This window comes from Thauera sp. DNT-1 (genome assembly GCF_055393985.1).
In genome coordinates, this window is record NZ_AP043752.1 from 3309772 (window position 1) to 3332349 (window position 22578).

The window sequence follows — 22578 nt, forward strand, 5'->3', positions numbered from 1 at the left end:
CTTGCGCCAGCCTAGCGCCGCGCCGCGTCCAGGCGCGCCTGTGCGCTGTGCTCGAGCTCGGCGGCACGTTCGCGCAGGAACTCGAGGAAGGCGCCGGCGAGCGGCGTGAGGCGCTTGCCGGCCGGATACACCACCTGCCACTGGGTCGGGAGCGGGGTGCCTTCCACGCGCAGCACCGCGATGCCTTCGTCCACCGCATGTGCGAGCGCGTGGGCGGACAGCAGCGACAGCCCCAGCCCGCCCGCCACCGCCTGCTTCACCGCCTCGTTGCTGCCGAGTTCCAGGCGCGGGCGCAGGGCGAGGCCGTGGGCGGCGAAGAACTGCTCGGCCGCCTGGCGGGTGCCGGAGCCGGGCTCGCGCAGCACGAACTCCTCGGCGGCGATCGCCTCGATCTCCAGCTTTCTGCGGCATCCCGCGAGCGGATGCGCGGTCGAGGCCACCACCACGAGCGGATTCGACAGGAAGGGCGTGGCCACCACCGGCGGCGCCTGCGGCGGCCGGCTCATGATGTAGAGGTCGTCGAGGTTGTCGGCCAGCCGACGGATCACCGCGTCGCGGTTGAGCACCGCCAGCGACACCTCCACCGCCGGGCGCTCGCGGCGGAAATCGCCGAGCAGGCGCGGGATGAAGGTCTCTGCGGTGCTGACCACCGCCAGCCGCAGCCGCCCCACCACATCGCCGCGCAGCTCGGCGAGAGTCTCGTCGAGGCGCTCCAGCTCCTGCTCGACCCGGTTCGCGGTGTCGAGCACCACGCGCCCGGCTGCGGTCAGGTGCAGGCGGCGGCCGACGCGCTCGAACAGTGGCAGGCCGACCTGCTCGGCGAGCTGGCGCAGCTGCGCCGACAGCGTGGGCTGGGTCAGGTGCAGGCGCTGGGCGGCGCGCGACACGCTGCCCTCGCGCGACACCGCGAGCAGCAGGCGGAGCTGGTGGAAGGTCAGGCGCATCGGCGATGGACGAGCGTCATTCGAGTGATAGAGAAAAATCTATGGTAAGTTGAAGAATAAATCATTTTTCTCGATGTGTGCGCCGCGGCAAAATTCGCCTCGCACTGACGCAGCCGCGCCCCCGGAGAACCGGCGCGGTGCTCCCCCGGTTCCGCGCCCGCGCGCTCCGTTCATCGAGGAAAACAACACATGGTCGATGCCGTTCCCTTCTTCTTCGCCCTCGGCGCGGTGGCCTCGCTCGCCCGCTCCGGCCTGCGCCTGCCCGCCGCCGTCTTCGAGACCCTGTCGATCTACCTGCTGCTGGCGATCGGTCTCAAGGGCGGGGTGGAGATCGCGCGCTCGGAGAGCGCCACGCTGTGGGTCGATGCGTTGCTGGCGATCGGCCTCGGCGCGCTGATCCCGCTGCTGGTCTTCCCGCTCTTCCGCCTGCGCTTCTCGCGCCCGGACGCAGCTTCGCTGTCGGCGCACTACGGCTCGGTCAGCATCGTGACCTTCGCAGTGGGCGCGGCGGTGCTGGCCGGACGCGGCATCGAGGTGGAAGGCCACCTGGCCCTGCTCGCCGCCCTGATGGAGGCGCCGGCGCTGATCGTCGCCACGCTGATCGCGCGCTGGGGGGTGAAGTCGGCCGATGGCAGCTCGACCGCCGGCGCGCTGGTGCACGAGGTCTTCGCCAACAAGAGCGTGGTGCTGCTCGGCGGCGGCATCCTGATCGGCTGGATCGCCGGGCCGCAGGGCCTGGAGCCGCTGTCGCCGCTCTTCGTCGATCTGTTCAAGGGCGCGCTGTGCCTGTTCCTGCTCGAGATGGGGCTGATCGCCGCCGACCGCCTGCCCGACCTGAAGAAGGCGGGGCTGTTCCTCGTCGGCTGCGCGCTCGCCCTGCCGCCGCTGCTGGCGCTGGCCGGCTGGGGCGTGGCGCAGGCGATGGGCCTGGGCGTGGGCGGCACGGTGCTGATGATGACGCTGGCGGGCAGCGCCTCCTACATCGCCGCGCCGACCGCGATGCGGATCGCGGTGCCCGAGGCCAACCCGGCGCTGGGGGTGGCGGCGGCGTTGGCGGTGACCTTCCCGTTCAACCTGCTGCTCGGGATCCCGCTGTACCTGTGGTGGGCGCAGGCGATGGCCGGGGCCTGAAGAGGGCGCCGGGGTGGGGAGGCGGCGGCAAGGCGGCCTCCGTCACGGACACGGACTCCGCTTCGCTGCGGGAGGCCGTACGGCCTTCCGCCTCGGGGTCCGCAGCTTCGAGGTCGCCGGCCGCGGCGGCCATCGCGCGCCGAGGCCGGCGGCGTTCGGGCGGACGCGCCCGCCTCGTCCGGCTTGCCAATCCGCGTGCGACTTGCTAAAAGTCCGCTCGGGTGTCTTCGACACCCGATCCGGTCCGACGCGGGGACGACCCCGCCCGCCCTGCGCGCCTTGCGCTGCGACCGTCGGTTTCCCGCGGGACGACCCGCAGGACGAGGCGTGGGCCCGACCCGCCCGCCGCTGCCCGAGTTCCCTTCCGTGTCCACAAAACCCAAGCTTCGTAGCTTCCCCGACCGCCTGCGCCAGATCGCGATGTTCGAGATCGGCGGCCTGGTCCTGATCACCCCGCCCTTCGCCTGGGCGAGCGGGGTGCCGATCCGCGACTCCATCGGCCTGCTCGCGCTGCTGGCGCTGATGGCGGCGATCTGGAACGGCGCCTACAACACCGCCTTCGACTGGATCGAGGGCCGCCTTACCGGGCGCACCGCCGACCGTCGCCCGTTCCGGCTGCGTGCCGTGCATGCGCTCGGCTTCGAGTCCGGCCTGCTGGTGATGACGCTGCCGGTGATCGTGTGGTGGACCGGCATGGGCTGGGTCGAGGCCCTGATCGCCGACATCGGCCTGGCGATCACCTACACGATCTACGCCTTCCTGTTCAACCTGGGCTACGACCGCCTGTTCCCGATCGCGCCCGCCGGCGGCGAGGCGGACGCGGCCGGGCTGGCGGCGGAGCGCTGAGATGGCGACCGGCGACAGCGCGGGTGATGTGGCGGAGGCGGCGGTCGTCTTCGACGCCGACCTCTCCGCGCTCAACACCTTCGGCCTGCGTGCGCACGCGGCCCGCCTGCTGCGCGTGCGTTCGGTTGCGGCGCTTCGGGCGGCGATCGCCGCGCCGGGCTGGAGCGACACGGCGCGCCTGGTGCTCGGTGGCGGCAGCAACCTGGTGCTCGGCGGCGATTTCGCCGGCACGGTGCTGCGGGTGGAGATTCCGGGCCGCCGCCTGTTGCGCGCCGAGGCCGATGCCTGGATCGTCGAGGGCGGCGGCGGCGAGAGCTGGCACGATTTCGTGCGCTGGACGCTGGCGCAGGGCTGGCCCGGGCTCGAGAACCTGTCGCTTATTCCCGGCACGGTCGGTGCCGCGCCGATCCAGAACATCGGCGCCTACGGGGTGGAACTGGTCGAGCGCTTCGAGTCGCTCGACGCGGTCGAGCTCGACACGGGCGAGCTGCGCCGCTTCGATGCCGCGGCGTGCGCCTTCGGCTACCGCGACAGCGTGTTCAAGCGCACTCCCGGAAGGTGGCTGGTCGTCGCGGTGCGCTTCCGCCTGCCACGGCCGTGGCGCGCGCTCACGCGCTATGCCGATGTCGCGCGCGAGCTCGAGGCACGCGCGCTCGCGCAGCCCTCCGCGCTCGAGGTCTCGGATGCGGTGATCGCGATCCGCCGCCGCAAGCTGCCCGACCCGGCGGTGCTCGGCAACGCCGGCAGCTTCTTCAAGAATCCCGTCGTCGACGCCGCGCGCTGCGCACGCTTGCTCGCCGCGCACCCCGCGCTGCCGCACTATCCGCAGGCCGACGGCAGCGAGAAGCTCGCCGCCGGCTGGCTGATCGAGCAGGCCGGCTGGAAGGGGCGCGACCTCGGCCCGGTGGGCTGTTACGAGCGCCAGGCCCTGGTGCTGGTCAACCGCGGCGGTGCCACTGGTGCCGACGTGCGCCGCATCGCGCAGGCGATCATCGCCGACGTCGAGGCGCGCTTCGGCGTGCGCCTGGAGCCCGAGCCGGTCTTCATCTGAACCACGGGCGCCGCAACTCCCGGGCAACGCCGGCGGCAACCGCGTGATCCGCGACGGCATCGCCGAGGTGCTGCGCGAGCAGGCGTCGACGCTGGACCTCGACGTCTAGGTGCCGGTGGGCCGGCTCGGCGAGTGCGTGGCGCGCATGCGCGCCAAGCTGGAGCGCGGCTGGCTGACGTATTCGCGCACCCCGGCGGAGATCGCGCCGATGCGCACGCTCAAGGCGGCACTCGACCCGCGCCGCATCCTCAACCCGGGCAAGATGCTGTAGGGCCGCGGGCCGCCGCGGCCCTAGATGATGCGGCGCGGCTGCTCGATGATGGTCTGATAGACCAGGCTCTTGATCTTCATGCGGTCTTCCGCGCCGAGTTCGTGGAAGTCCACTCCGTAGTGGTACTCGATGCCTTCGGCCTCGGCGTCGGCTGCCTGCTGCACGTTGCGGATCTCGGCCTCGATGTCGAGCTCGGTCTGCAGGCCGTGAAGGTCCACGTCGAAGCGCAGACGGACGATCGCGCCCGGTTCGCCGAGGGAGGCATGGGTTTGGATCAACGCGCCGGTCGCGCTCAGGTTCAGCATCGTGCCCTCGCCCGCCGCGCCGCCGGCCTGGGTGTTCACCTGTACCGGAAACTGCGTGCGCACCCGCGTCGACTTGCGGATCACGCTGCCCTGGATCACGCTCGGAAAGCTCAGGTGCACATAGTCGAGAGGCAACCTGCATGCGCGCAGCACCGAGGCGCGGAAGGCGAAGGCACTCTGGCGCGAGAACACCCGCACGATCACCGGATCGTTCTCGACCAGTTCCACGCGCCGCCCGCCCGCCACCGGCGTGGTCACCAGCAGGCTGATCCCGTCCACATAGCCGACCACACGCACGAATGCACGCCGCACGCCGGTGCTCGCGGCGCATTCGATCTGCAGGCGGTCGCCGACCGCCAGCCGCATGTCCTCGAAGGTGTAGCCGCGTTGCGCCCCGTCCTCTTCGTGTTCCTCCGCAAGCTCGTCGCGCTGCAAATCCTCGTTGCCCGTGTCTTCGCTCATCGTCCCGCCCGGCCGTTCCGGGATTGCCCCGATGGCCAATTGAAGCTGCTCCGCCCGTCGCCCGCAAGGGCGGATTGCACGCCCGGCCTCGCGAATATCCGCTTTTCCTGATGTGTCGTATCACGATGGGTGGATCCGGTCCCGGTGCGGGGCCTGCTAGTTTGGCGGCCGTGCGCACGACGCTGCGCCGCAGAAGCCAATCAGTGGACAGGAACGGAGACACAAAATGACAACGACCCGCCGCATCGCCCCACTCGCCCTCGCCTGCGCCCTCCTCGCCGCCCCCGCGGCGAGCCAGGCCGCGACCTGGAGCGACACCTTCGTCGGCTACCGTTACGGCAGCGACTTCCGCGAGCCCACCAACACGAAGGACGTCGAGAAGCACGTGCTGCAGTTCACCCACGCCAGTGGCTATTCGGTCGGGCAGAACTTCCTCAACCTGGACATCTTCCAGTCGGACAAGGCCGATCCGGCCAACGGCGGCGGCAGCGGGGCGACCGAGTTCTACCTCACTTACCGCCACCAGGTGCATCTCGGCAAGGCGTTCGACCGCAGCTTCGCCTTCGGCCCGGTCAAGGAGGTCGCGGTCACCGCAGGCTTCGATCTCAACACCAAGAACACCGCGTTCTCGCCGCGCAAGCGCCTCGTGGTGCTGGGGCCCACGCTGAAGTTCGATGTGCCGGGTTTCCTCGACGTCAGCCTGCTCCTGGGCAAGGAGTGGAACCGCTGCGGTCTCGACCCCGTCGCGCCGTCGTCCTTCGATCCCTGCCCGCAGACCGAGGTGAGCTTCGACCCGCAATGGATCGTGAGCGCGGCCTGGGGCATTCCCTTCAGCGCCGGCGCCGTGCCGCTGAAGTTCCAGGGCTTCATCAACATCAACGGCGAGAAGGGCAAGGACTACGCCGGCATCAAGACCCACACCGAGACCCTGATGCGCACCTCGCTGATGGTCGACGTCGGCCAGATGGCCTGGGGCAAGAAGAACACCTTCCTGATGGGCGTCGGCTACGAATACTGGCGCAACAAGTTCGGCAACCACGCTTTCGCGAACGGCGCAGAAAAGCCCGGCATCGACACCGACGCGCCGACCTTCCAGATGGAGTGGCATTTCTGAGCGCATCGATCGCGACTCGCGTCGCTCCTACAAAACCGCCGCGCCTCCCGCGCCGCGCTTCCGGTGCCGCGCGGTGGGAGCGACGCGCGTCGTGATCGATTTCCCGCGCCGCGCGGTGGGAGCGACGCGAGTCGCGATCGACGGTCGGGCAGGGTGCCGCGTGACAGCCACCGCGGCGCGCAAGGCGCCGCACGCAACCCGAATCCGAGGTGGCGGGCTGCCGCGATGCGGCGAGCCCTGCGCCGTCACCGCATCGCGGCAGCGACTTACACGTTCATCACCGTCACCGCGCGCGTGTTCAGGTAGGCGTCGAGCGCCTCCGGCCCGCCCTCGGTGCCGTAGCCCGAATCCTTGATGCCGCCGAAGGGCATCTCCGCGCTCGGCGTCGCGGGTTGGTTCACGTACAGCATGCCGACCTCGAGTTCGTGCGCCAGGCGGTGCGCGTTCTTCAGCGAGCGCGTGAACGCGTAGCCCGCCAGCCCGAAGGACAGGCGGTTCGCCTCCGCGATCGCCTCGTCCAGCGTGGTGAAGCCGCGGATCGCCGCGACCGGCCCGAAGGGTTCCTCATTGAACACCTTCGCGTCCAGCGGCACGCCGGTCAGCACCGTGGGCGCGAAGAAGTTGCCCGCGGCGCCGATGCGCTCTCCGCCCGCCGCCACGGTCGCGCCGCGCGCCAGCGCGTCCTGCACGAAGTCCGCCATCGCCGCCACGCGGCGGGGATTGGCCAGCGGACCCATCTGCGTGCCCTCGGCCAGGCCGTCGCCGACCTTCAGCGTGCTCGCATGCCGGGCCAGCGCGGCGGCGAAGGTCTCGCGCACCGCCTCGTGCACGAGGAAACGCGTGGGCGAGATGCATACCTGGCCGGCGTTGCGGAACTTCGACGCCGCCGACACCTTGATCGCCAGCTCGAGGTCGGCGTCCTCGCACACGATCACCGGCGCATGGCCGCCGAGCTCCATCGTCACCCGCTTCATGTGCTGGCCGGCGAGCGCCGCGAGCTGCTTGCCCACCGGAGTCGAGCCGGTGAAGGTGATCTTGCGGATCGCCGGGTGGGCGATCAGGTAGCTGGAGATCTCCGCCGGGTTGCCATACACCAGCCCGATCACGCCCGCCGGCACGCCGGCATCGACGAAGGCGCGCACCAGCTCGGCCGGCGCCGCGGGCGTCTCCTCGGCGGCCTTGACCAGGATGGAGCAGCCGGTGGCGAGCGCCGCCGCGGCCTTGCGCACGACCTGGTTGATGGGGAAGTTCCACGGCGTGAAGGCGGCGACCGGGCCGACCGGGTCCTTGATCACCATCTGCGTGGCGGCGAGGTTGCGTCCCGGCACGATGCGGCCATACACGCGCAGGCCTTCGTCGGCAAACCACTCGATGATGTCGGCGGCGGCGAGTGTTTCCATTTTCGCCTCGGGCAGCGGCTTGCCTTGTTCCTGGGTGAGCACGCGGGCGATGTCGCCGGCGCGCTCGCGCATCAGCGCTGCGGCGCGGCGCAGGGTCTTGGCGCGCTCGATCGCCGGGGTGCGGCGCCAGGTCTGGAAGCCCTTCACGGCGGCGGCGACGGCGAGGTCGAGGTCGGCGATCGCGGCATGCGCGACGCGGCCGATCTCCTCGCCGGTGGCCGGGTTGTGCACGGCCAGCGTGCGGCCGTCGAGGGCGTCGCACCATTGGCCGTCGATGAGCAGGCGGGTATGGGGGTAGGTCATGGGGGGCTTCCTCTCGTGGGAATGTGGGACAGGGCATTCTAGCGGGTGGCGGATGACGGAAGCGCGCATGGGCGCGCCGGGTCGGGCCCCGTCCGGGGCCGCGGTGTCGGGCGCCGCGCGGGGCGTACACTCGCGACCCTTCGCTGGCGCTCAGGGCGGCCCTCGGTGGAGGACGCCGCGGGGGCGGCGACGCAAACGCGTCGCTGCGTGCCTCGGACCTGCGTCGCCTTGTTTCCCCCGCGACGTCCTCCACCTCGGCGCTCCTGATCTTCCCGCGCGGCACCCGATGCCGCGGCCGGGACCGTTTGCGGTGGCTTGCAGGCACGGGGGGCCGCGTGGCCTGCAGCGCTCGCGCAGGTGCGGGGGCTTCGATGCCGCAGGCTGCGGCGCCCGGCCGAGGGCTCGGGATCCCGCGAGGTTTCGCGCTCGCACGCCTGTGTTCCCGCCTCAGGCAATTTCCCGTGCGCTCAGCGTGTAGCTGAAGGCGTCGGGGTCCAGGCTGTCGAAGCGCTGGCCGGCGAGTTCGCCCTGGGGGTACATCAGGAAGGGGATCTCGCTGCCGGTGCTGCCGGGCAGGCGCAGGTCGTGGGCGTCGTTGTAGGCCAGCCAGTTCATCTCCCAGGCGCCGAAGAGCTGCTTGCGCACCGCGGCGACCTTGGGATCGACCATGGAGAGCTTGCCCGGCGGTTCCTCCAGGACGACCTTGCGCACGTCCGCGGGGTCCACCGGCACCCAGCCGAAGCGCTCCAGGAAGACCTCGGCTCGGCAGTGCTGGGCCTTGGAGACGTTGCCGCTCTTGCCCAGGCTCTTGTAGCCGAAGCGCGAGTCGGCGACGCGCAGGCCGTAGACGTCGCGTGCCGGCAGCCCGGCTGCGCGCGCCAGGCCGACGAAGAGGGCGTTGAGGTCGGCGCACTTGCCCGCGAGGTTGCCGGTCTCCAGCATCGTGCGGATGTCGCCGATGCCGCAGCCGCGCACCTTGGGCTCGCGGAAGGTGTTGTCCACGATCCATTCGTAGATGGCGCGCGCCTTGTCCTCGTCGGTCTTCGCGCCGTGGACGATGTCGCGTGCGGTATCGCGCACGATGCCGTCGGTGGGCAGCAGCGCGGTGGCGCGCAGGTAGTGCATGCGTTCGGCGCGCGGCAGTACCTGGGGCGCGGCGCTGGGCTGGCTGAAGTCGATGGCGCGGTCGCGGGTGGCGAAGCGGCTGAGGATCTCGAGCCGGGGCTGGGCGATGCCCGGCGCCCACTCGGCGTAGACCATCTCGGCGCCGGAGCGGTCGCGCACACGTTCCATGAGGTCGGCGTTGCCCTGCCACAGGCTGCCCATCGGGCGCTGCCAGGCGGTCTCGTGCATCGCCGGCAGCGGCACCCACACGCGCAGCGGACCGTCGCCGGGCAGGGGTTCGACGCGGCTCGTCAACTCGAAGCGGCGCCAGCCGGCGTCCGGCGTGGGCGCGAAGGCGGGGGGCTCGGCGAGCGGGGCGGGGGTGGCGAGCGGCGTGGTCGCCGTGGTCGCGGCGGATTGTTGGGCGCGCGCGAGCGCGGGCAGCGCGAGGCCGGCCGCGAGCGTGCCGGCGCGCAGGAAGTTGCGGCGGTTCATGTGTTCTCCCGATGAGCGAAGCCGCCCCGGTGCGGGATGCCGCCGGGGCTTGATGGTTGGCCGTTGCCGGCGGCCGTGTGCGGGGTGTGTCCGCGGCGCGGAAGGCCGATGCGAAGGATCGGCACGCGGGTCCGGCGCGCATTGTCGGCGATTGTGGAGGCCGCGTGAACCGCCGGGGAGATCGCGACTTGCGTCGCTCCTGCAGAGACCGTCGTGTTGCGAGCCTTGTCGTGGGAGCGACGCGAGTCGCGACCCAGTGGCTCCGATGTGCCGCGCGCGGATCCGCACGAGCGTCAGATGCAGCCCCGTGCTCCGCCTGCCCCCGGGTTCGGGATCTCCGCCATGGGCAGGGCCGGCGGGGCTCGATACAATCGCCCGCATGAATCAGCCGGCTCCCGGGACGGCGACTTGCTGCCCGGTCTGTCTTGGCGCATCCGTGCGCCCCTTTCTGCACGTGGGCGGGCGCGACTACCTGCGCTGCGAAGCCTGCGAGGCGACCTTCCTGCACCCGGCCCAGCGGCCGGCGGCGGATGCGGAGTGCGCCGAATACCGCCTGCACCGCAACGACCCCGAGGATCCCGGCTACCGCCGCTTCCTCGCGCGCCTGGTCGATCCGCTGCGCATCCGCCTCGCGCCCGCGGCGCAGGGGCTGGACTACGGCTGCGGTCCGGGGCCGGCGCTGGCCGCGATGCTGCGCGAGGCCGGCCACCCGATGCGGGTGTGGGACCCCTTCTTCGCCCCTGACCCCGACGCGCTCGCGCGCCGCTACGACTTCGTCACCTGCACCGAGGTGGTCGAGCACTTCCACGCGCCCGCGGCCGAGTTCGCCCGCCTGGACGGTCTGCTGCGCCCCGGGGGCTGGCTCGGCATCACCACCTGCCTGCAGACCGAGGATGCGCGCTTCGCCGCCTGGCACTACCGGCGCGATCCCACCCACGTGGTGTTCTATCGCGCGGCCACCTTCCGGGTGATTGCCGCCCGCTTCGGCTGGCGCTGCGAGCTGCCGGCCAAGGACGTGGTGCTGCTGCACAAGCCCGCGCCGCCGGCGGCCGCCGCGCCGTGCCTTTCTCCCCCCAATCCCGACCGGGAGTCTCCATGCGCTACGAAACCCTCCTCTACGACCTCTCCGACGGCATCGCCGAGATCCGCCTGAACCGCCCGCAGCGCCTCAACGCGGTGACGCAGCGGCTCTACGACGAGTTGAACGACGCGCTCGGCCGCGCCGAGGTTGCGCGCGAGGTGCGCGTGGTGCTGCTCACCGGCGCGGGCCGCGCCTTCTGCGTCGGAGCCGATCTCAAGGAACACAAGGCCGGACGCAGCGCCTTCGACCGCCGCCAATACCTCCAGGGCGAGCAGGACGTGTGCCGCCGCCTGATCGACCTGAAGAAGCCGGTGGTCGCCGCGGTCAACGGCTACGCACTCGGCGCCGGTGCCGAGATCGCGCTCGCGTCCGACTTCCTGCTGATGGCCGAGGGCGCGCAGCTCGGCCTGCCCGAGATCTCGATCGGCAACTTCCTCGGCGGCGGCGTGACCTGGCTGCTGCCACGCCTGGTCGGGCTGGCGAAGGCGCGCGAGCTGGTCTTCCTCGGCGAGCGCATCGGTGGCGAGGAGGCGGTGCGCATCGGGCTGGCGAACCGGGTGTTCGCCGACGCGGGCTTCCTCGACGAGGCGCGCGCCTTCGCGCGCAGGATCGCCGCCAAGGCGCCGTTCTCGATGGAGCTCGCCAAGCGCCAGCTCAATCTTTCGGCCGAGCGCACGCTCGACGCCTGCCTCGTCGCCGAGCTCGAGGGCATGATGTTTGTCGGCACCACGCGCGACTGGCAGGAGGGCGTGGATGCCTTCGCCGAGAAGCGCGCGCCGGTGTTCAGGGGGGAATGACATGAACGAGAACTCGAGCCCTGTGCCCTGCAGTCCGGCGCGCCGCAGCCCGCTGCACGATTTCCTCGCCCCCGCCTCGATCGCGATCGTCGGCGCCTCGGCCGATCCCACCAAGCGCGGCTACAAGGCCATGGTCGGCCTCGTCAAGGGCGACTACCGCGGCCGCGTCTACCCGATCAACCCCAAGGTGCCCGAGATCCTCGGCGTGCCGACCTGCGCCACGCTCGACGACGTGCCCGGGCCGATCGACCTGGCGCTGATCTGCACCCCGGCGAAGACCCTGCCCGGGCTGCTCGAGGCGTGCGGGCGCAAGGGCGTGAAGGGCGCGGTGATCCTCGCCAGCGGCTTTCGCGAGAGCGGGCCGGAGGGCGCCAGGCTCGAGCAGCAGGTGCTGGACGCGGCGCGTGCGGGCGGCGTGCGCATCATCGGCCCGAACACCTCGGGCATGTTCAACCTGCATCACAAGGTGAACCTGCTCGACCTGCGCAACGCCAGGCCCGGCGACATCGGCTTCATCTCGCAGTCGGGCAACATGCTGCTGGCGCTGGTGCTGGAGGCCGAGCACAACGGCCACGTGGGTTTCTCGACCTACGTCGGCCCGGGTAACCAGACCGACGTCGGCTTCAACGACTACCTGCGCTACCTCGGCGAGGACGTGCACACCCGGGTGGCGACGCTGTATGTGGAGGGCTTCCGCGACGGCCAGCGCTTTCTCGAGGTGGCGCGCGAGATCACCCCGGTGAAGCCGGTGGTGGTGTACAAGTCGGGCGCCACCGAGCTCGGCAAGAAGGCGGCGAGCTCGCACACCGGCGCGCTCGCCGGCAGCTACGCGATGACGGTGGACCTGCTGCGCCAGGTGGGGGTGAGCGTGGTGCATCACTCCGACGAGATCCTGCCGGTGGCCGAGGGCCTGGCGCTGATGCAGCAGGCGCGTGGGCGGCGGATTGCGGTGATCGCCGACGGTGGCGGCCAGGCGACGATCACCTCCGACCGCCTGTCGGAGTCCGGCCTGGAACTGGCCGAGCTGTCCGCGGCGACCCGCAAGCGCCTGGCGGCGATCCTGTTCCCGCAGGCCGCGTTGGCGAATCCGGTGGACGTGGCCGGCAGCTCGGACGCCGACCCCGAGGTGCTGGCGCGCTGCGTGGAGATCGTCGCCGACGACGACAACGTGGACGCGGTCTTCCTCGTCGGCATGTTCGGCGGCTACCACATCCGCTTCGCCGAGTCCCTGCTCGGCGGCGAGATGCGCGCGGCCGAGGCCATGATCGAGCTCGCGCGCGCCAGCGCAAAGCCGCTGGTGGTCTACAGCCTCTACGCCCCGGTCAAGCCGCCTGCGCTACGCCGCCTGCACGAGGCCGGGCTGCCGGTGTACGCCTCCATCGAGCAGGCGGTGAAGGTGCTGGAGGCGCTCGCCGAGCGCGGGCTCTACCTGCAGGACCGCCACGGCCAGCCCCTGCAGGCCGGCGCGGCGCCCGACGAGGCGATGCAGGCGATGTTCGCGCGCGCCCAGAACGAGGGCCGCGACCTCTACGAGCACGAGGCCAGGGCGCTGCTGCGCACGCACGGTGTCGCGGTGGCGGAGGAAATCGTCGCCCACACGGCGGACGAGCTCGCGGTGGCGATCGAGCGCTTCGGCGACCAGCCGCTGGCGATGAAGGTGGTGTCGAAGGACATCCTGCACAAGTCCGACGCCGGCGGGGTGAAGCTGAACCTGGTCGGCGAGGCGGCGCTGCGCGAGGCCTGGGCACAGATTCTGGCGGGCTGTCGGGCATACGATGCCGACGCCGACATTCGCGGTGTGCTGCTGACACCGATGGCGAGGAAGGGGGTGGAGGTCATCGTCGGCGTGGTGCGCGACCCGATTTTCGGCCCGGTGCTGATGTTCGGCCTGGGCGGCATCTTCGTCGAGATCCTCGAGGACGTCGCCTTCCGCGCGATTCCCCTGTCCCGGCGCGACGCCGAGACCATGGTCGATCAGCTCGGCGCGCGCAAGGTCCTCGCCGGCGTGCGTGGCGAGGCGGCGGTGGATAAGGTCGCGCTGGTCGAGCTGCTGCTGCGGGTGTCGAGCATCGTCAGTGCCTACCCGCAGCTCTCCGAGCTCGACCTCAACCCGGTGATCGCCTACCCGGACGGCTATGCGGTGGTCGACGCGCGCATCATCACCAACCGCACGGTGGCCAGCAGCTGAGCCGGTCGAGCGGATTTTCGCGCCTTGGATCGGGGTGTGCACGAAGCGGATATCGATCGTGCACAAGCTGGATATTGATCGGTGTGATCGCGCCATAACCTGACGGCCTTGCAATCAAGGAAGCTTGACGCACGTCAAGTTCGTCACTGCTCGCCCGTCCGATCTCCCCTGCAGCAATTCCCCCAAAGAGGCACGATTTTGAAAACGAACGTTCCGATGGAAAACCCGGAGATGGCGCGCAAGCGGCGCAGCACCATCATCTGGGTGATCGCCCTGGCCTTCGTCGGCCTGGTCTTCGATGGCTACGACCTCGTCGTCTATGGCGCAGTCCTGCCCGGCTTCATGGGGCCGGACTCCGCCAAGTGGATCGGCGACCACGCACTCACGCCGAAAGACGCCGGCATGCTCGGCTCGTACGCGATGATCGGCATGATGCTCGGCGCCCTCGTCGCCGGCACCCTGGGCGATCTGATCGGCCGCCGCAAGGTCATGATCGGCGCCATCGCCTGGTTCTCGATCGGCATGGCGGTGTCGGCGATGACCGAGACGCTCGCCGCCTTCGGCGTCTGGCGCTTCATCACCGGCCTGGGCGTGGGCGCGCTGGCGGGCACCACGGGCGCGATGGCGGCCGAGTTCGCCCCGCCGGGGAAGAAGAACCTCGCCACCGCCTTCACCTATGCCGGCATCCCGCTGGGTTCGCTGCTGTCTGCGCTGCTGGCGATCTTCCTGCTGCCGATCATCGGCTGGCGCGGCATGTTCCTGATCGGCGCGCTGCCCCTGGTCACCCTGCTGCCGCTGGCGATCTGGAAGCTTCCCGAGTCGGTGGCCTGGCTGGCCTCGCGCGGCCGCCTGGACGAGGCCCGCAAGGTCTCCGAGCGCACCGGCGTGCCCATCCCCGAGGCGGAGATCAAGCCGCAGCAGAGCGCGGCCGCCAATGCCTCGGACGCGCGTGCGGGCTGGGCGGGTCTGTTCACCGTCTATCTCGTCCCGGCCATCGTCATCGGCTTCGTCTCGGCGTTCTGCCTGCTGCTGGTCTATTCGCTGAACACCTGGCTGCCGAAGATCATGCTGCCGATCATGGGCCAGAACGGATCGCTCGCATTGCTGCTGGTCCTCAACGCCGGCGCCATGGTCGGTACCCTGTACGGCTCCACCCTGGCCGACAAGCACAGCCCGCAGCGCATCGTGGCGCTGGGCTTCCTGGTCGGCGCGCTCGCCATGGGCGCCATCGGCATGATCGCCTCCACGATCGACGTCCCGATGGTCGCCAAAGCAGGCGAGATCCAGCAACTCGCCGACGTCAGCGGCATCGTCGTGGCCCTGCTGCTGCTTACGATCGCGATCACCGGCCTGGGGACCTCGGGGACGCAGACGCTGATCTACGGTCTGGCCGCCAACTACTACCGCACCAACGTCCGTGGCGCCGGTGTCGCCTGGACGGCGGCCTTCGGTCGTATCGGCGGCATCTTCGGGCCGATCTTCGGCGCCTTCCTGGCGGTCACGTTCGCCGGCGAGCTGCACAGCATCTTCTACGTGCTCGGCGGCATCAGCCTCGTCGGCCTGGCCCTCACCCTGATCATTCCGAAGAGCAAGGCGGCGGCGGTTGCACAGGCGGTGGCGCCGACCACGGCGGCTGCGGCGGCCGTGCCCGCCGGCAAGTCCCGTCTCTACGGCACCATCATGGCCGTGGTCGATCACACCGGAAACAGGCTGACGCGCGAGCGTGTCTCCGAGTTCGTCTCCCTGACGGGCTCGAAGGTGCACCTGGTGTATCTCGCGCCGGAGCACGTCCTGTCCGCCGAGGTCGATCAGACCGACAAGGCCATCGACCCGGCGCACGTGGCGAACCTGCAGGAGTATGTGAACGAGGTGAACGCGCAGGGTGTCCCGGCGGAGGGCCAGATCCTGACCTCCACGCTGTTCGGTCGCGGCAGGGCGGTGGTCGACCTGGCCGAGCAGCTGCGCTGCGACCTGATCATCCTCAACACCGAGGAGGGCGGCCAGCGTGCCAAGGCCGAGCTCGCGCAGGAGGTGGCCGGACAGAACCCGAAGATGGCGGTGCTGATCGCGCGCTCGACGCAGTAAGACGCTGCCGCACCACGAAGCCCGCCCCGACCGCTACGGTCGGGGCGGGCTTTTTTGTGCGCGGCGCAACCGCGCCTCGCACCCGGGGTGGGCAATAGGTGTATGAGATATTGTGCATTCGAAATGTGTTCATGCGCAAAGATGTGCGATATAGTGCAGTTTTGGCGCCTGGGTCACAGGTGCCTGCGCCATTGCGGCGCACGAACATCGCTCTCTTCGCTCCGTGATGGGGCGGGATGCGGGTCGCGCGCCGTGATCGTGAGCGTCTGCGCGATCTTCGGTCGCAATGCCCGCAGCAACTCCCACAACCCCAACGCAAGCGCCAGGAATCCATCGTGAGAAAAGTAGATGTGCATCAAACAATCGACGAGGCGAAGTTCAACAAATTTCACCTGAACGTGCTGTTCTGGTGTGCGCTCGTCATCATCTTCGACGGCTACGACCTGGTGATCTACGGGGTCGTGCTGCCGGTGCTGATGAAGGAGTGGGACCTCACGCCGCTGCAGGCGGGCTCGCTCGGCAGCGCGGCGCTGTTCGGCATGATGTTCGGCGCGCTGATCTTCGGGCCGCTGTCCGACCGTATCGGCCGCAAGAAGGTGATCATGATCACGGTGATCATCTTCAGCGGCGTGACCTTCCTCAATGGCTTCGCCGAGACGCCCACCCAGTTCGCCGCGATGCGCTTCATCGCCGGCCTCGGCATCGGCGGCGTGATGCCCAACGTGGTCGCGCTGATGACCGAGTACATGCCCAGGAAGATCCGCAGCACCATGGTCGCGGTGATGTTCAGCGGCTACTCGGTCGGCGGCATGACCTCGGCCTTCCTCGGCATGTACCTGATGCCCAGCCACGGCTGGCAGTCGGTGTTCTTCGTCGCCGGCATCCCGCTGCTGCTGCTGCCGCTGATCTGGATCTTCCTCCCCGAGGCCGTCGGCTTCCTGCTCAAGGAAGGTCGCAAGGAAGAGGCCGGCCGCCTGCTCGCCCGCGTCGAGCCGTCCTACTCGCCCGCGGCCGGCGACAACTTCCACCTGGTCACCGGCCAGGGCAGGAGCGTCGCCCTGGTCGCGCTGTTCCAGAACGGTCGCCTGGTCAGCACGCTGATGTTCTGGGTCGCCTTCTTCAGCTGCCTGCTGATGGTGTACGCGCTCGGCTCCTGGCTGCCGAAGCTGATGAACAAGGCCGGCTACGAGCTCGGCTCCAGCCTGAGCTTCCTGCTGGTGCTCAACTTCGGTGCGATCTTCGGCGCGATCGGCGGCGGCTGGCTGGCGGACCGCTTCCACCTGCGCCGGGTGCTGACCATCATGTTCGTGATCGCGGCGCTGTCGATCAGCGCGCTCGCGATCAAGAACGACATGATCGTCCTCTACCTGCTGGTGGCGATCGCCGGTGCGACCACGATCGGCTCGCAGATCCTGCTCTACGCCTACGTCGCGCAGTACTATCCGCTGGCGATCCGCTCCACCGGCATCGGCTGGGCCTCGGGCGTGGGGCGCCTGGGGGCGATTTCCGGGCCGATGCTGGGCGGTGCGCTGATCTCGCTGCCGCTGGAGATGAACTTCCTCGCCTTCGCCATCCCGGGTGCGGTCGCCGGCCTGGCGATCTCCATGGTCGGGCGCAGCGCGGTGCATGCGCCGGAAGAGGAGAAGAACCTCGCCTTCGTGGGTGAGACCGGCAAGCTCGAGGTGGATTGAGGCGATTCCGGGCCATGGGCAACCGTCGGCGCACCGGATCGATGCGGGAACGGCCGGTGCCGTTCCCGCATTCTTGCGTTCGGGTGAATGTGGCGCGGGAACAGCGGCCCGATTGGCGCTAGCATTGAAGTCCCGCCCAGGAGACCCGCCATGGAGCTCGAAGCTTACGTCCGCGCCTTGCCCAAGGCCGAGCTGCACCTGCATATCGAGGGCACGCTCGAGCCCGAAATGATGTTCGCGCTCGCGCGCCGCAACGGCGTGGCGCTGCCCTGGGCGAGCGTCGAGGCGGTGCGCGCCGCCTACGCCTTCACCGATCTGCAAAGCTTTCTCGACCTCTACTACGCCGGCGCGGCCGTGCTGGTCCGCGAGCAGGACTTCTTCGAGCTCGCGTTCGCCTACTTCGAGCGCGCACACGCCGACGGCGTGGTCCATGCCGAGCTCTTCTTCGACCCGCAGACGCATACCGCGCGCGGGGTGGCGCTCGAGACCGTGCTCGACGGCCTCGAGCGCGCCTGCGTCGAGGCGCGCGCGCGCTGGGGCATCGGCTCGCGCCTGATCCTGTGCTTCCTGCGCCATCTCAGCGAGGAGGAGGGCTTCGCCACGCTGCAGCAGGCTCTGCCGCACCTGTCGCGCATCGACGGCGTCGGCCTCGACTCGTCCGAGCGCGGGCATCCGCCGGCCAAGTTCGCCCGCCTGTTCGCGCGCTGCCGCGAGCTCGGCCTGCATGTGGTCGCCCATGCCGGCGAGGAGGGGCCGCCGGCCTACATCGTCGATGCGCTCGACCTGCTGAAGGCCGAGCGCATTGACCACGGCGTGCGCTGCACCGAGGATCCGGCGCTGGTCGGACGCCTCGTGCGCGAGCAGGTACCGCTCACCGTGTGCCCGCTCTCCAACGTCAAGCTGTGCGTGTTCCCCGACCTCGCCCGGCACAACCTCGGGCAGCTGTTCGCCGCGGGGCTCAAGGTGACGATCAATTCCGACGACCCGGCCTATTTCGGCGGCTACGTGGCGAAGAATTATGTCGACACCGCGCGCGCGCTCGGCCTCGGCCGTGCCGAGTTGCGTCGCATCGCGCGCAACAGCCTGGAGGCGAGCTTTGTGTCCGCCGCCGAACGCGCGCCCTGGCTCGCCCGGCTCGACGCGCTCGGGGAGTACTGCGAGGGAGAGGGCGGCGCGGCATGACGCCACCGACTGCCGCAGAGCGCCGGGCGCTGCGTGACCGCCTCACCGCGGTGCCGCTGTTCGCCGGCCTGCCCGCCGTGCAGCTGGCCGAGCTCGCCGCCGCGGCGCGCCTGCTCGAGCTGACGGCGCGCACCCTGGTGCATGGCTGCGGCGAACCCTTCGACGAGGCATACGTGTTGTGCAGCGGGACGGTGGTGCGCTTTCGCGAGCTCGACGGCGACGCGCGCAAGGTGGTCGAGCTGGTGCATACCCCTCAGCTGCTCGGCTGCGGCGAGTTCTTCGGTGCCAGCCGTCATGAATCGGGCTGCGAGACGGCAAGCGCCTGCGCGCTGATCGCGCTCGACGCCGGCGTGCTGCGCGCGGTGGCCGAGCGCAGCCTGGTGCTGACCCGGCGCATGCTGCAGGCGGTGGCGGCGCGGCTGTGCGAGGTCGAGTTCGACGTCGCCGGGCGCCATGCCAGCCGCACCAGCGCGCAGCGCATCCTCGATTATCTGGTCGAGCTCGCCGGCGGCAGTCTGGCGCTCGCCGGCGAGACCACGGTGGAGCTGGCCTCGACCAAGAAGGTGCTCGCCGCGCGCATCGGCATCACCCCCGAGGCCTTCTCGCGCAGTCTGCGCGAGCTGGCCGACAAGGGCGTGATCGTGGTCGACAAGCGCCTGATCCACATCCAGAACGCCGCCACCCTGGACACCGGTGCGGGCGAGCAGCCGCAGCGCCTGAGCTTCTCGCGCCGCAACAAGGGTGCGCGCCGCGACGAGACGATGTCGGTCGGTGAGCTGATCAACCTGTGCGGCCGCCTGCGCCTGCAGGTGCAGCGTCTGGCGATCGACTGGGTGCTGATCAGGCATGGCGTGGCGCCGGTCGAGATGCAGCTGCGCCTGCGCCAGGACATCGCCGAGTTCGAGCGCAGCCTCGCGGTCCTGCAGGCCGCCAGCCTCGCCCCCGAGCTCGGCGAGGCGCTGGAGGACGTGGGCCGGGTGTGGGCGGATTTTCGCGATGCGCTGGGTGCGGCCGAGCGCCCGCCGGCGGGCGCGGCGCGGGTGCTGCAGCTGAGCGAGGACTTCATCACCGCGGCGGATTTTCTCAACGCCGTGGCCGGCGGCTTCGCCGCCTCCGGCAGCCTGTACATGGTCAACGTCGCCGGACGCAACCGCATGTTGTCGCAGCGGGTGGCGAAGTTCTTCCTCTTCGAGGGCTTCGAGGGCTGCCCCGACCCGCAGGCGCAGATCGCCGCCTCGTGCCGGGCCTTCGAGCACAACCTGCAGCGCTTGCGCGAGAATGCCGGCGAGCTGCCCGAGCTGGTGGCGCAGATCGACGCCACGGCCACCCTGTGGGCGCGCTTCATCGCCGCGCTCGACCCCGCGATCCGCCAGCCTCATCGCATCGGCCGGGTGCGCGCGGTGCTCGACGAGGGGGAGCGCCTGTTGCGCTACACCAACACCCTGGTCAAGCTCTTCGAGCGCCTCGCGCACTGAAATCCGGCCGCTGATTCCGCGCCCCGCCTGTCCGGCACGGGGCGCCCTTTTCCCCTCGATCCGTGGAGCAACCCATGAGCGCAGCCTCCAGCCCCTCCCACCCGACGACGCCGCCCGCCACCGAGCCGGCGTTGCGCCTGATGCCGATGCCGGCCGACCTCAACTCCGCCGGCGACGTGTTCGGCGGTTGGGTCATGGCGATGGTCGACATCGCCGGCGCCCTGCCCGCGATCCGCCGCGCGCGCTCGCACGTGGTCACGATGGCGGTGAATTCCTTCGTCTTCAGGCAGCCGATCTCGGTCGGCGACATCGTCAGCTTCCACGCCGACGTGGTCGCGGTGGGCAAGTCCTCGATCACGGTCGACGTGCACGTGTTTGCCGAGCGCCATCCGGCGGATCCGGTGGTGGTCAAGGTGACCGAGGCGCGCATGACTTACGTCGCCGTCGACCGCGCGGGCTGCAAGCGCATGGTGGGCCCGGAGTCGACCCTGCCCCCCGGCGGCGAGCGTCCGCCCCTGGACAAGGAGCTCGTGCTGCGGGTCGTGCCCATGCCGGCCGACCTCAACCCCTCGGGCGACGTGTTCGGTGGCTGGATCATGTCGATGGTGGATATCGCCGGCGCGGTGCCGGCGATCCGCGTCGCGCGCTCCAAGGTCGCCACCGTGGCGGTGGACTCCTTCGTCTTCAGGCAGCCGGTGTCGATGGGCGACATCGTCAGCTTCCACGCCGAGGTGGTGCGCGTGGGGCGCACCTCGATCACCGTGGATGTCGAGGTCTACGCCCAGCGCCACCCGGAGAACCCGGTGGTGGTGAAGGTGACCGAGGCGCGCCTGACCTACGTCGCGGTGGACGAATTCCGCGCCAAGCGCACGATCGGGGCGGGCTGAGCCCGCTTTCAGCCGAGCTGGCCGCGCACCCAGCGCACGATGTCGGCCGCGCTCATCGCGCCGGCCTGGCGGGCGATCTCGCGGCCGCCGCGAAACAGCGCCAGGGTGGGGATGCTGCGGATGCCGAAGCGTGCCGCCAAGGCCGGGTGGGCTTCGGTGTCGAGCTTGGCGAGGCGTAGCTGCGGTTCGAGCAGGCCCGCGGCCTGCGCGAAGGCGGGCGCCATCGTGCGACAGGGGCCGCACCACGGCGCCCAGAAGTCCACCAGCACCGGGACGTCGCTGCGGCCGACATGGCGGTCGAAGTTCGCCGCGTCGAGCTCCACCGGGTGGGCGGTGAACAGCGGCTTGCCGCACCTGCCGTAGTTCGGTGCTTCGGCGAGGCGGGTGGCGGGGACACGGTTGACGGCGTCGCAGTGCGGGCAGACGAGGTGCAGGGCGTCGGACATGGCGGGGCTCCCGGGCATTTCGGATTCTCCGGATGTCGAGGCGAAGCGGCGGGATTCAAGAGGGCCGGTGTCCGTCGATGCGGCTGGGGGTGGGGGCGGCATGTGGCCGCGATCCGGCGGATAATGCCGGCATCTCGTTGTGAAGGAGAAGCGCCGATGAAGCTGCCCCGAATCGTGGTGATGCCCGGCAGCCGCCGGCGCGAGGCCTTGTCGCGTCGCGTGGCGCAGGCGTGCGCGCAGGCCGTGCGGGAGGCGGGGGCCGAGGTCGAGCTCGTCGATCTGGACGATTACCCCGCGCCGCTCTACGACGGCGACCTCGAAGCCGCCTCCGGCCTGCCCGAGGGCATCGTGCGCCTGCAGCGGGTGCTGCATGCGAGCGACGGCCTGCTGCTGGTCAATCCCGAGTACAACGGCTCGCTCACGCCCTTGCTCAAGAACACCCTCGACTGGTGCTCGCGGCCCAACCCGGCCGACGCCGAGCGCTCCGGCGGCAAGGTGTATGCCGGGCGGGCGGCGGCGGTGGTGGGAACCTCGCCGGGCGCGCTCGGTGGCATGCGGGTGCTGTTCCACGTGCGCGACGTGCTCGGCTACCTCGGCATGCAGGTCATTCCGCAGCAGGTCGCGGTGGGCCAGGCCGGCGAGGCGGTCGGCGCCGACGGACGCCTGCTCGATGCCGCCCGGCAGGGCATGCTGGAGGGGCTTGCGGAGGCGTTGGTGGACACGGCGCGGCGCCTGCGCGCCTGAGGGCTTCAGTCCGTCGTCCCGCCCGTCATCGCGGTGGCGGGCGTCGCACGCAGGCCGCGCACCGCTGCGCGGGCCTGCTCGAAAACGCGCTCGGCCTCTTCGCGATCGAAATCCGTGGCGTAGCGCTTCTTGACCCCCTGCTCGTTGAGCAGCAGGTGGGCGGCGGGTCGGACGCCGCGCTCGGCCAGGCTGCTGCGCGTGCATTCGAGCGCGCAGCCGTCGAGCGCGAGGATCGGTCGCCCGGAGCGGGCGATGTTCACCAGATGGGGGACGTTGCCGCCGACCCCGGCGATGCAGGACATCTCGGCCTCGCCCTCGCGATCCAGGCGCAGCGCCACGTGGTTGGCCATCTGCGCTGCGCTGGAGCAGCCCGAGCAGGAATAGACGAGCGGCAGGTTCTTCTTGCGGCCGGCCATGGCGGGGTCCTCGGGCGGGCATGTTGGGACGAATAGTTTACTATGCTGCGGCAGTTCACCCGGTGGACCGTGTTCGGGGTGAATTGACCGCTATCAATCAACTTGTGAGGGTTTGCCGCTAGTGTGCAATGCATTCGCGGAGACGCTCTGCGACGGACCA

General features: G+C 70.4%; 21 protein-coding genes and 1 pseudogene. 15 read left to right on the plus strand and 7 right to left on the minus strand.

Features of this window, described 5'->3' with window-relative positions; all coding sequences use genetic code 11:
- Positions 1 to 11: 11 nt before the first annotated feature.
- On the minus strand, positions 12 to 944 hold the full coding sequence (locus ACZ5PP_RS15235) for a LysR family transcriptional regulator (RefSeq protein ID WP_004302361.1): 933 nt from the start codon (positions 942 to 944) through the stop codon (positions 12 to 14).
- A 189-nt stretch (positions 945 to 1133) separates the two neighbouring features.
- Here ACZ5PP_RS15235 and ACZ5PP_RS15240 point away from each other — a divergent pair, with 189 nt between their 5' ends.
- From ACZ5PP_RS15240 to ACZ5PP_RS15255, 4 genes are all read left to right on the plus strand, one after another.
- Positions 1134 to 2075 (plus strand): sodium-dependent bicarbonate transport family permease, encoded by a 942-nt coding sequence (locus tag ACZ5PP_RS15240; RefSeq protein ID WP_004302362.1) that lies wholly within the window; start codon positions 1134 to 1136, stop codon positions 2073 to 2075.
- Between the two features lie 366 nt (positions 2076 to 2441).
- The gene (locus ACZ5PP_RS15245) at positions 2442 to 2921 is read left to right on the plus strand and encodes a PACE efflux transporter (protein WP_144312142.1); all 480 of its coding nucleotides are present in this window, start codon (positions 2442 to 2444) and stop codon (positions 2919 to 2921) included.
- A 1-nt stretch (position 2922) separates the two neighbouring features.
- Positions 2923 to 3972, plus strand: a complete 1050-nt coding sequence (murB, locus tag ACZ5PP_RS15250; RefSeq protein ID WP_004310525.1) for a UDP-N-acetylmuramate dehydrogenase — start codon at positions 2923 to 2925, stop codon at positions 3970 to 3972.
- Positions 3973 to 4117: 145 nt separating this feature from the next.
- Entirely contained in the window at positions 4118 to 4243 is a 126-nt protein-coding gene (locus tag ACZ5PP_RS15255; protein WP_245537161.1) for an FAD-linked oxidase C-terminal domain-containing protein, read from the plus strand.
- 20 nt (positions 4244 to 4263) lie between these two features.
- Here ACZ5PP_RS15255 and ACZ5PP_RS15260 read toward each other — a convergent pair whose 3' ends face one another.
- Positions 4264 to 5010 carry a flagellar brake protein gene (locus ACZ5PP_RS15260; RefSeq protein WP_004310527.1) on the minus strand — a complete coding sequence of 249 codons (747 nt, stop codon included), beginning with the start codon at positions 5008 to 5010 and terminating at the stop codon, positions 4264 to 4266.
- A gap of 226 nt (positions 5011 to 5236) precedes the next feature.
- Between ACZ5PP_RS15260 and ACZ5PP_RS15265 the strand changes: the two genes are divergently transcribed.
- Positions 5237 to 6124, plus strand: a complete 888-nt coding sequence (locus tag ACZ5PP_RS15265) for a hypothetical protein (protein ID WP_043744014.1) — start codon at positions 5237 to 5239, stop codon at positions 6122 to 6124.
- A gap of 266 nt (positions 6125 to 6390) precedes the next feature.
- Here ACZ5PP_RS15265 and ACZ5PP_RS15270 read toward each other — a convergent pair whose 3' ends face one another.
- Together ACZ5PP_RS15270 and ACZ5PP_RS15275 are read right to left on the minus strand one after the other, a co-directional pair.
- Entirely contained in the window at positions 6391 to 7827 is a 1437-nt protein-coding gene (locus ACZ5PP_RS15270; RefSeq protein WP_004310529.1) for an NAD-dependent succinate-semialdehyde dehydrogenase, read from the minus strand.
- A 447-nt stretch (positions 7828 to 8274) separates the two neighbouring features.
- On the minus strand, positions 8275 to 9426 hold the full coding sequence (locus ACZ5PP_RS15275) for a transglutaminase-like domain-containing protein (protein ID WP_004310533.1): 1152 nt from the start codon (positions 9424 to 9426) through the stop codon (positions 8275 to 8277).
- 436 nt (positions 9427 to 9862) lie between these two features.
- Here ACZ5PP_RS15275 and ACZ5PP_RS15280 point away from each other — a divergent pair, with 436 nt between their 5' ends.
- The 4 genes from ACZ5PP_RS15280 (at position 9863) to ACZ5PP_RS15295 (ending at position 15577) form a co-directional block, all read left to right on the plus strand.
- Positions 9863 to 10579 (plus strand): class I SAM-dependent methyltransferase, encoded by a 717-nt coding sequence (locus ACZ5PP_RS15280; RefSeq protein ID WP_004310535.1) that lies wholly within the window; start codon positions 9863 to 9865, stop codon positions 10577 to 10579.
- Positions 10522 to 11304 (plus strand): enoyl-CoA hydratase/isomerase family protein, encoded by a 783-nt coding sequence (locus ACZ5PP_RS15285; protein ID WP_012584561.1) that lies wholly within the window; start codon positions 10522 to 10524, stop codon positions 11302 to 11304. Before ACZ5PP_RS15280 ends, ACZ5PP_RS15285 begins: the two co-directional genes overlap by 58 nt.
- 1 nt (position 11305) lies before the next feature.
- Positions 11306 to 13492: an acetate--CoA ligase family protein gene (locus ACZ5PP_RS15290; protein WP_012584562.1), complete on the plus strand. Its 2187-nt coding sequence runs from the start codon at positions 11306 to 11308 to the stop codon at positions 13490 to 13492.
- Between the two features lie 216 nt (positions 13493 to 13708).
- Complete coding sequence (locus tag ACZ5PP_RS15295; RefSeq protein WP_004310542.1) at positions 13709 to 15577, plus strand: MFS transporter; 1869 nt, start codon at positions 13709 to 13711, stop codon at positions 15575 to 15577.
- A gap of 173 nt (positions 15578 to 15750) precedes the next feature.
- Here the strand turns inward: ACZ5PP_RS15295 and ACZ5PP_RS15300 are convergent, their stop codons facing one another.
- Positions 15751 to 15933, minus strand: a complete 183-nt coding sequence (locus ACZ5PP_RS15300) for a hypothetical protein (RefSeq protein WP_144312143.1) — start codon at positions 15931 to 15933, stop codon at positions 15751 to 15753.
- On the opposite strand from ACZ5PP_RS15300, the gene ACZ5PP_RS15305 reads away from it, so the two are divergent.
- The 5 genes and pseudogenes from ACZ5PP_RS15305 (at position 15928) to ACZ5PP_RS15325 (ending at position 20812) form a co-directional block, all read left to right on the plus strand.
- Entirely contained in the window at positions 15928 to 17268 is a 1341-nt protein-coding gene (locus tag ACZ5PP_RS15305; protein ID WP_004310550.1) for an MFS transporter, read from the plus strand. The two genes, ACZ5PP_RS15300 and ACZ5PP_RS15305, sit on opposite strands and share 6 nt — an antisense overlap.
- A 150-nt stretch (positions 17269 to 17418) precedes the next feature.
- Entirely contained in the window at positions 17419 to 18450 is a 1032-nt protein-coding gene (locus ACZ5PP_RS15310) for an adenosine deaminase (protein ID WP_043744020.1), read from the plus strand.
- Positions 18447 to 19925: a type IV pili methyl-accepting chemotaxis transducer N-terminal domain-containing protein gene (locus ACZ5PP_RS15315; RefSeq protein ID WP_464826214.1), complete on the plus strand. Its 1479-nt coding sequence runs from the start codon at positions 18447 to 18449 to the stop codon at positions 19923 to 19925. Before ACZ5PP_RS15310 ends, ACZ5PP_RS15315 begins: the two co-directional genes overlap by 4 nt.
- 200 nt (positions 19926 to 20125) lie before the next feature.
- A pseudogene (locus ACZ5PP_RS15320) lies at positions 20126 to 20251 on the plus strand (acyl-CoA thioesterase); the annotation flags it as partial.
- Positions 20252 to 20392: 141 nt separating this feature from the next.
- Positions 20393 to 20812 (plus strand): acyl-CoA thioesterase, encoded by a 420-nt coding sequence (locus tag ACZ5PP_RS15325; protein ID WP_464827059.1) that lies wholly within the window; start codon positions 20393 to 20395, stop codon positions 20810 to 20812.
- Between the two features lie 8 nt (positions 20813 to 20820).
- On the opposite strand, the gene trxC is transcribed toward ACZ5PP_RS15325, so the two are convergent.
- Positions 20821 to 21258 (minus strand): thioredoxin TrxC, encoded by a 438-nt coding sequence (trxC, locus tag ACZ5PP_RS15330; protein WP_464826215.1) that lies wholly within the window; start codon positions 21256 to 21258, stop codon positions 20821 to 20823.
- 156 nt (positions 21259 to 21414) lie between these two features.
- Here trxC and ACZ5PP_RS15335 point away from each other — a divergent pair, with 156 nt between their 5' ends.
- Positions 21415 to 22002, plus strand: coding sequence for an NADPH-dependent FMN reductase (locus tag ACZ5PP_RS15335; RefSeq protein WP_273421229.1), 588 nt, complete (start codon positions 21415 to 21417; stop codon positions 22000 to 22002).
- 5 nt (positions 22003 to 22007) lie between these two features.
- Here ACZ5PP_RS15335 and ACZ5PP_RS15340 read toward each other — a convergent pair whose 3' ends face one another.
- Positions 22008 to 22418 (minus strand): putative zinc-binding protein, encoded by a 411-nt coding sequence (locus ACZ5PP_RS15340; RefSeq protein ID WP_004310556.1) that lies wholly within the window; start codon positions 22416 to 22418, stop codon positions 22008 to 22010.
- Between the last annotated feature and the right edge of the window lie 160 nt (positions 22419 to 22578).

Bases quoted from the DNA above. Each gene is read 5' to 3' on its own strand.
- ACZ5PP_RS15235 (WP_004302361.1), bottom strand. From the start codon at position 944: ATGCGCCTGACCTTCCACCAGCTCCGCCTGCTGCTCGCGGTGTCGCGC.
- ACZ5PP_RS15240 (WP_004302362.1), top strand. From the start codon at position 1,134: ATGGTCGATGCCGTTCCCTTCTTCTTCGCCCTCGGCGCGGTGGCCTCG.
- murB (WP_004310525.1), top strand. From the start codon at position 2,923: ATGGCGACCGGCGACAGCGCGGGTGATGTGGCGGAGGCGGCGGTCGTC.
- ACZ5PP_RS15255 (WP_245537161.1), top strand. From the start codon at position 4,118: ATGCGCGCCAAGCTGGAGCGCGGCTGGCTGACGTATTCGCGCACCCCG.
- ACZ5PP_RS15260 (WP_004310527.1), bottom strand. From the start codon at position 5,010: ATGAGCGAAGACACGGGCAACGAGGATTTGCAGCGCGACGAGCTTGCG.
- ACZ5PP_RS15265 (WP_043744014.1), top strand. From the start codon at position 5,237: ATGACAACGACCCGCCGCATCGCCCCACTCGCCCTCGCCTGCGCCCTC.
- ACZ5PP_RS15270 (WP_004310529.1), bottom strand. From the start codon at position 7,827: ATGACCTACCCCCATACCCGCCTGCTCATCGACGGCCAATGGTGCGAC.
- ACZ5PP_RS15275 (WP_004310533.1), bottom strand. From the start codon at position 9,426: ATGAACCGCCGCAACTTCCTGCGCGCCGGCACGCTCGCGGCCGGCCTC.
- ACZ5PP_RS15285 (WP_012584561.1), top strand. From the start codon at position 10,522: ATGCGCTACGAAACCCTCCTCTACGACCTCTCCGACGGCATCGCCGAG.
- ACZ5PP_RS15290 (WP_012584562.1), top strand. From the start codon at position 11,306: ATGAACGAGAACTCGAGCCCTGTGCCCTGCAGTCCGGCGCGCCGCAGC.
- ACZ5PP_RS15295 (WP_004310542.1), top strand. From the start codon at position 13,709: ATGGAAAACCCGGAGATGGCGCGCAAGCGGCGCAGCACCATCATCTGG.
- ACZ5PP_RS15300 (WP_144312143.1), bottom strand. From the start codon at position 15,933: ATGCACATCTACTTTTCTCACGATGGATTCCTGGCGCTTGCGTTGGGG.
- ACZ5PP_RS15310 (WP_043744020.1), top strand. From the start codon at position 17,419: ATGGAGCTCGAAGCTTACGTCCGCGCCTTGCCCAAGGCCGAGCTGCAC.
- ACZ5PP_RS15315 (WP_464826214.1), top strand. From the start codon at position 18,447: ATGACGCCACCGACTGCCGCAGAGCGCCGGGCGCTGCGTGACCGCCTC.
- ACZ5PP_RS15325 (WP_464827059.1), top strand. From the start codon at position 20,393: ATGGTGGGCCCGGAGTCGACCCTGCCCCCCGGCGGCGAGCGTCCGCCC.
- trxC (WP_464826215.1), bottom strand. From the start codon at position 21,258: ATGTCCGACGCCCTGCACCTCGTCTGCCCGCACTGCGACGCCGTCAAC.
- ACZ5PP_RS15335 (WP_273421229.1), top strand. From the start codon at position 21,415: ATGAAGCTGCCCCGAATCGTGGTGATGCCCGGCAGCCGCCGGCGCGAG.
- ACZ5PP_RS15340 (WP_004310556.1), bottom strand. From the start codon at position 22,418: ATGGCCGGCCGCAAGAAGAACCTGCCGCTCGTCTATTCCTGCTCGGGC.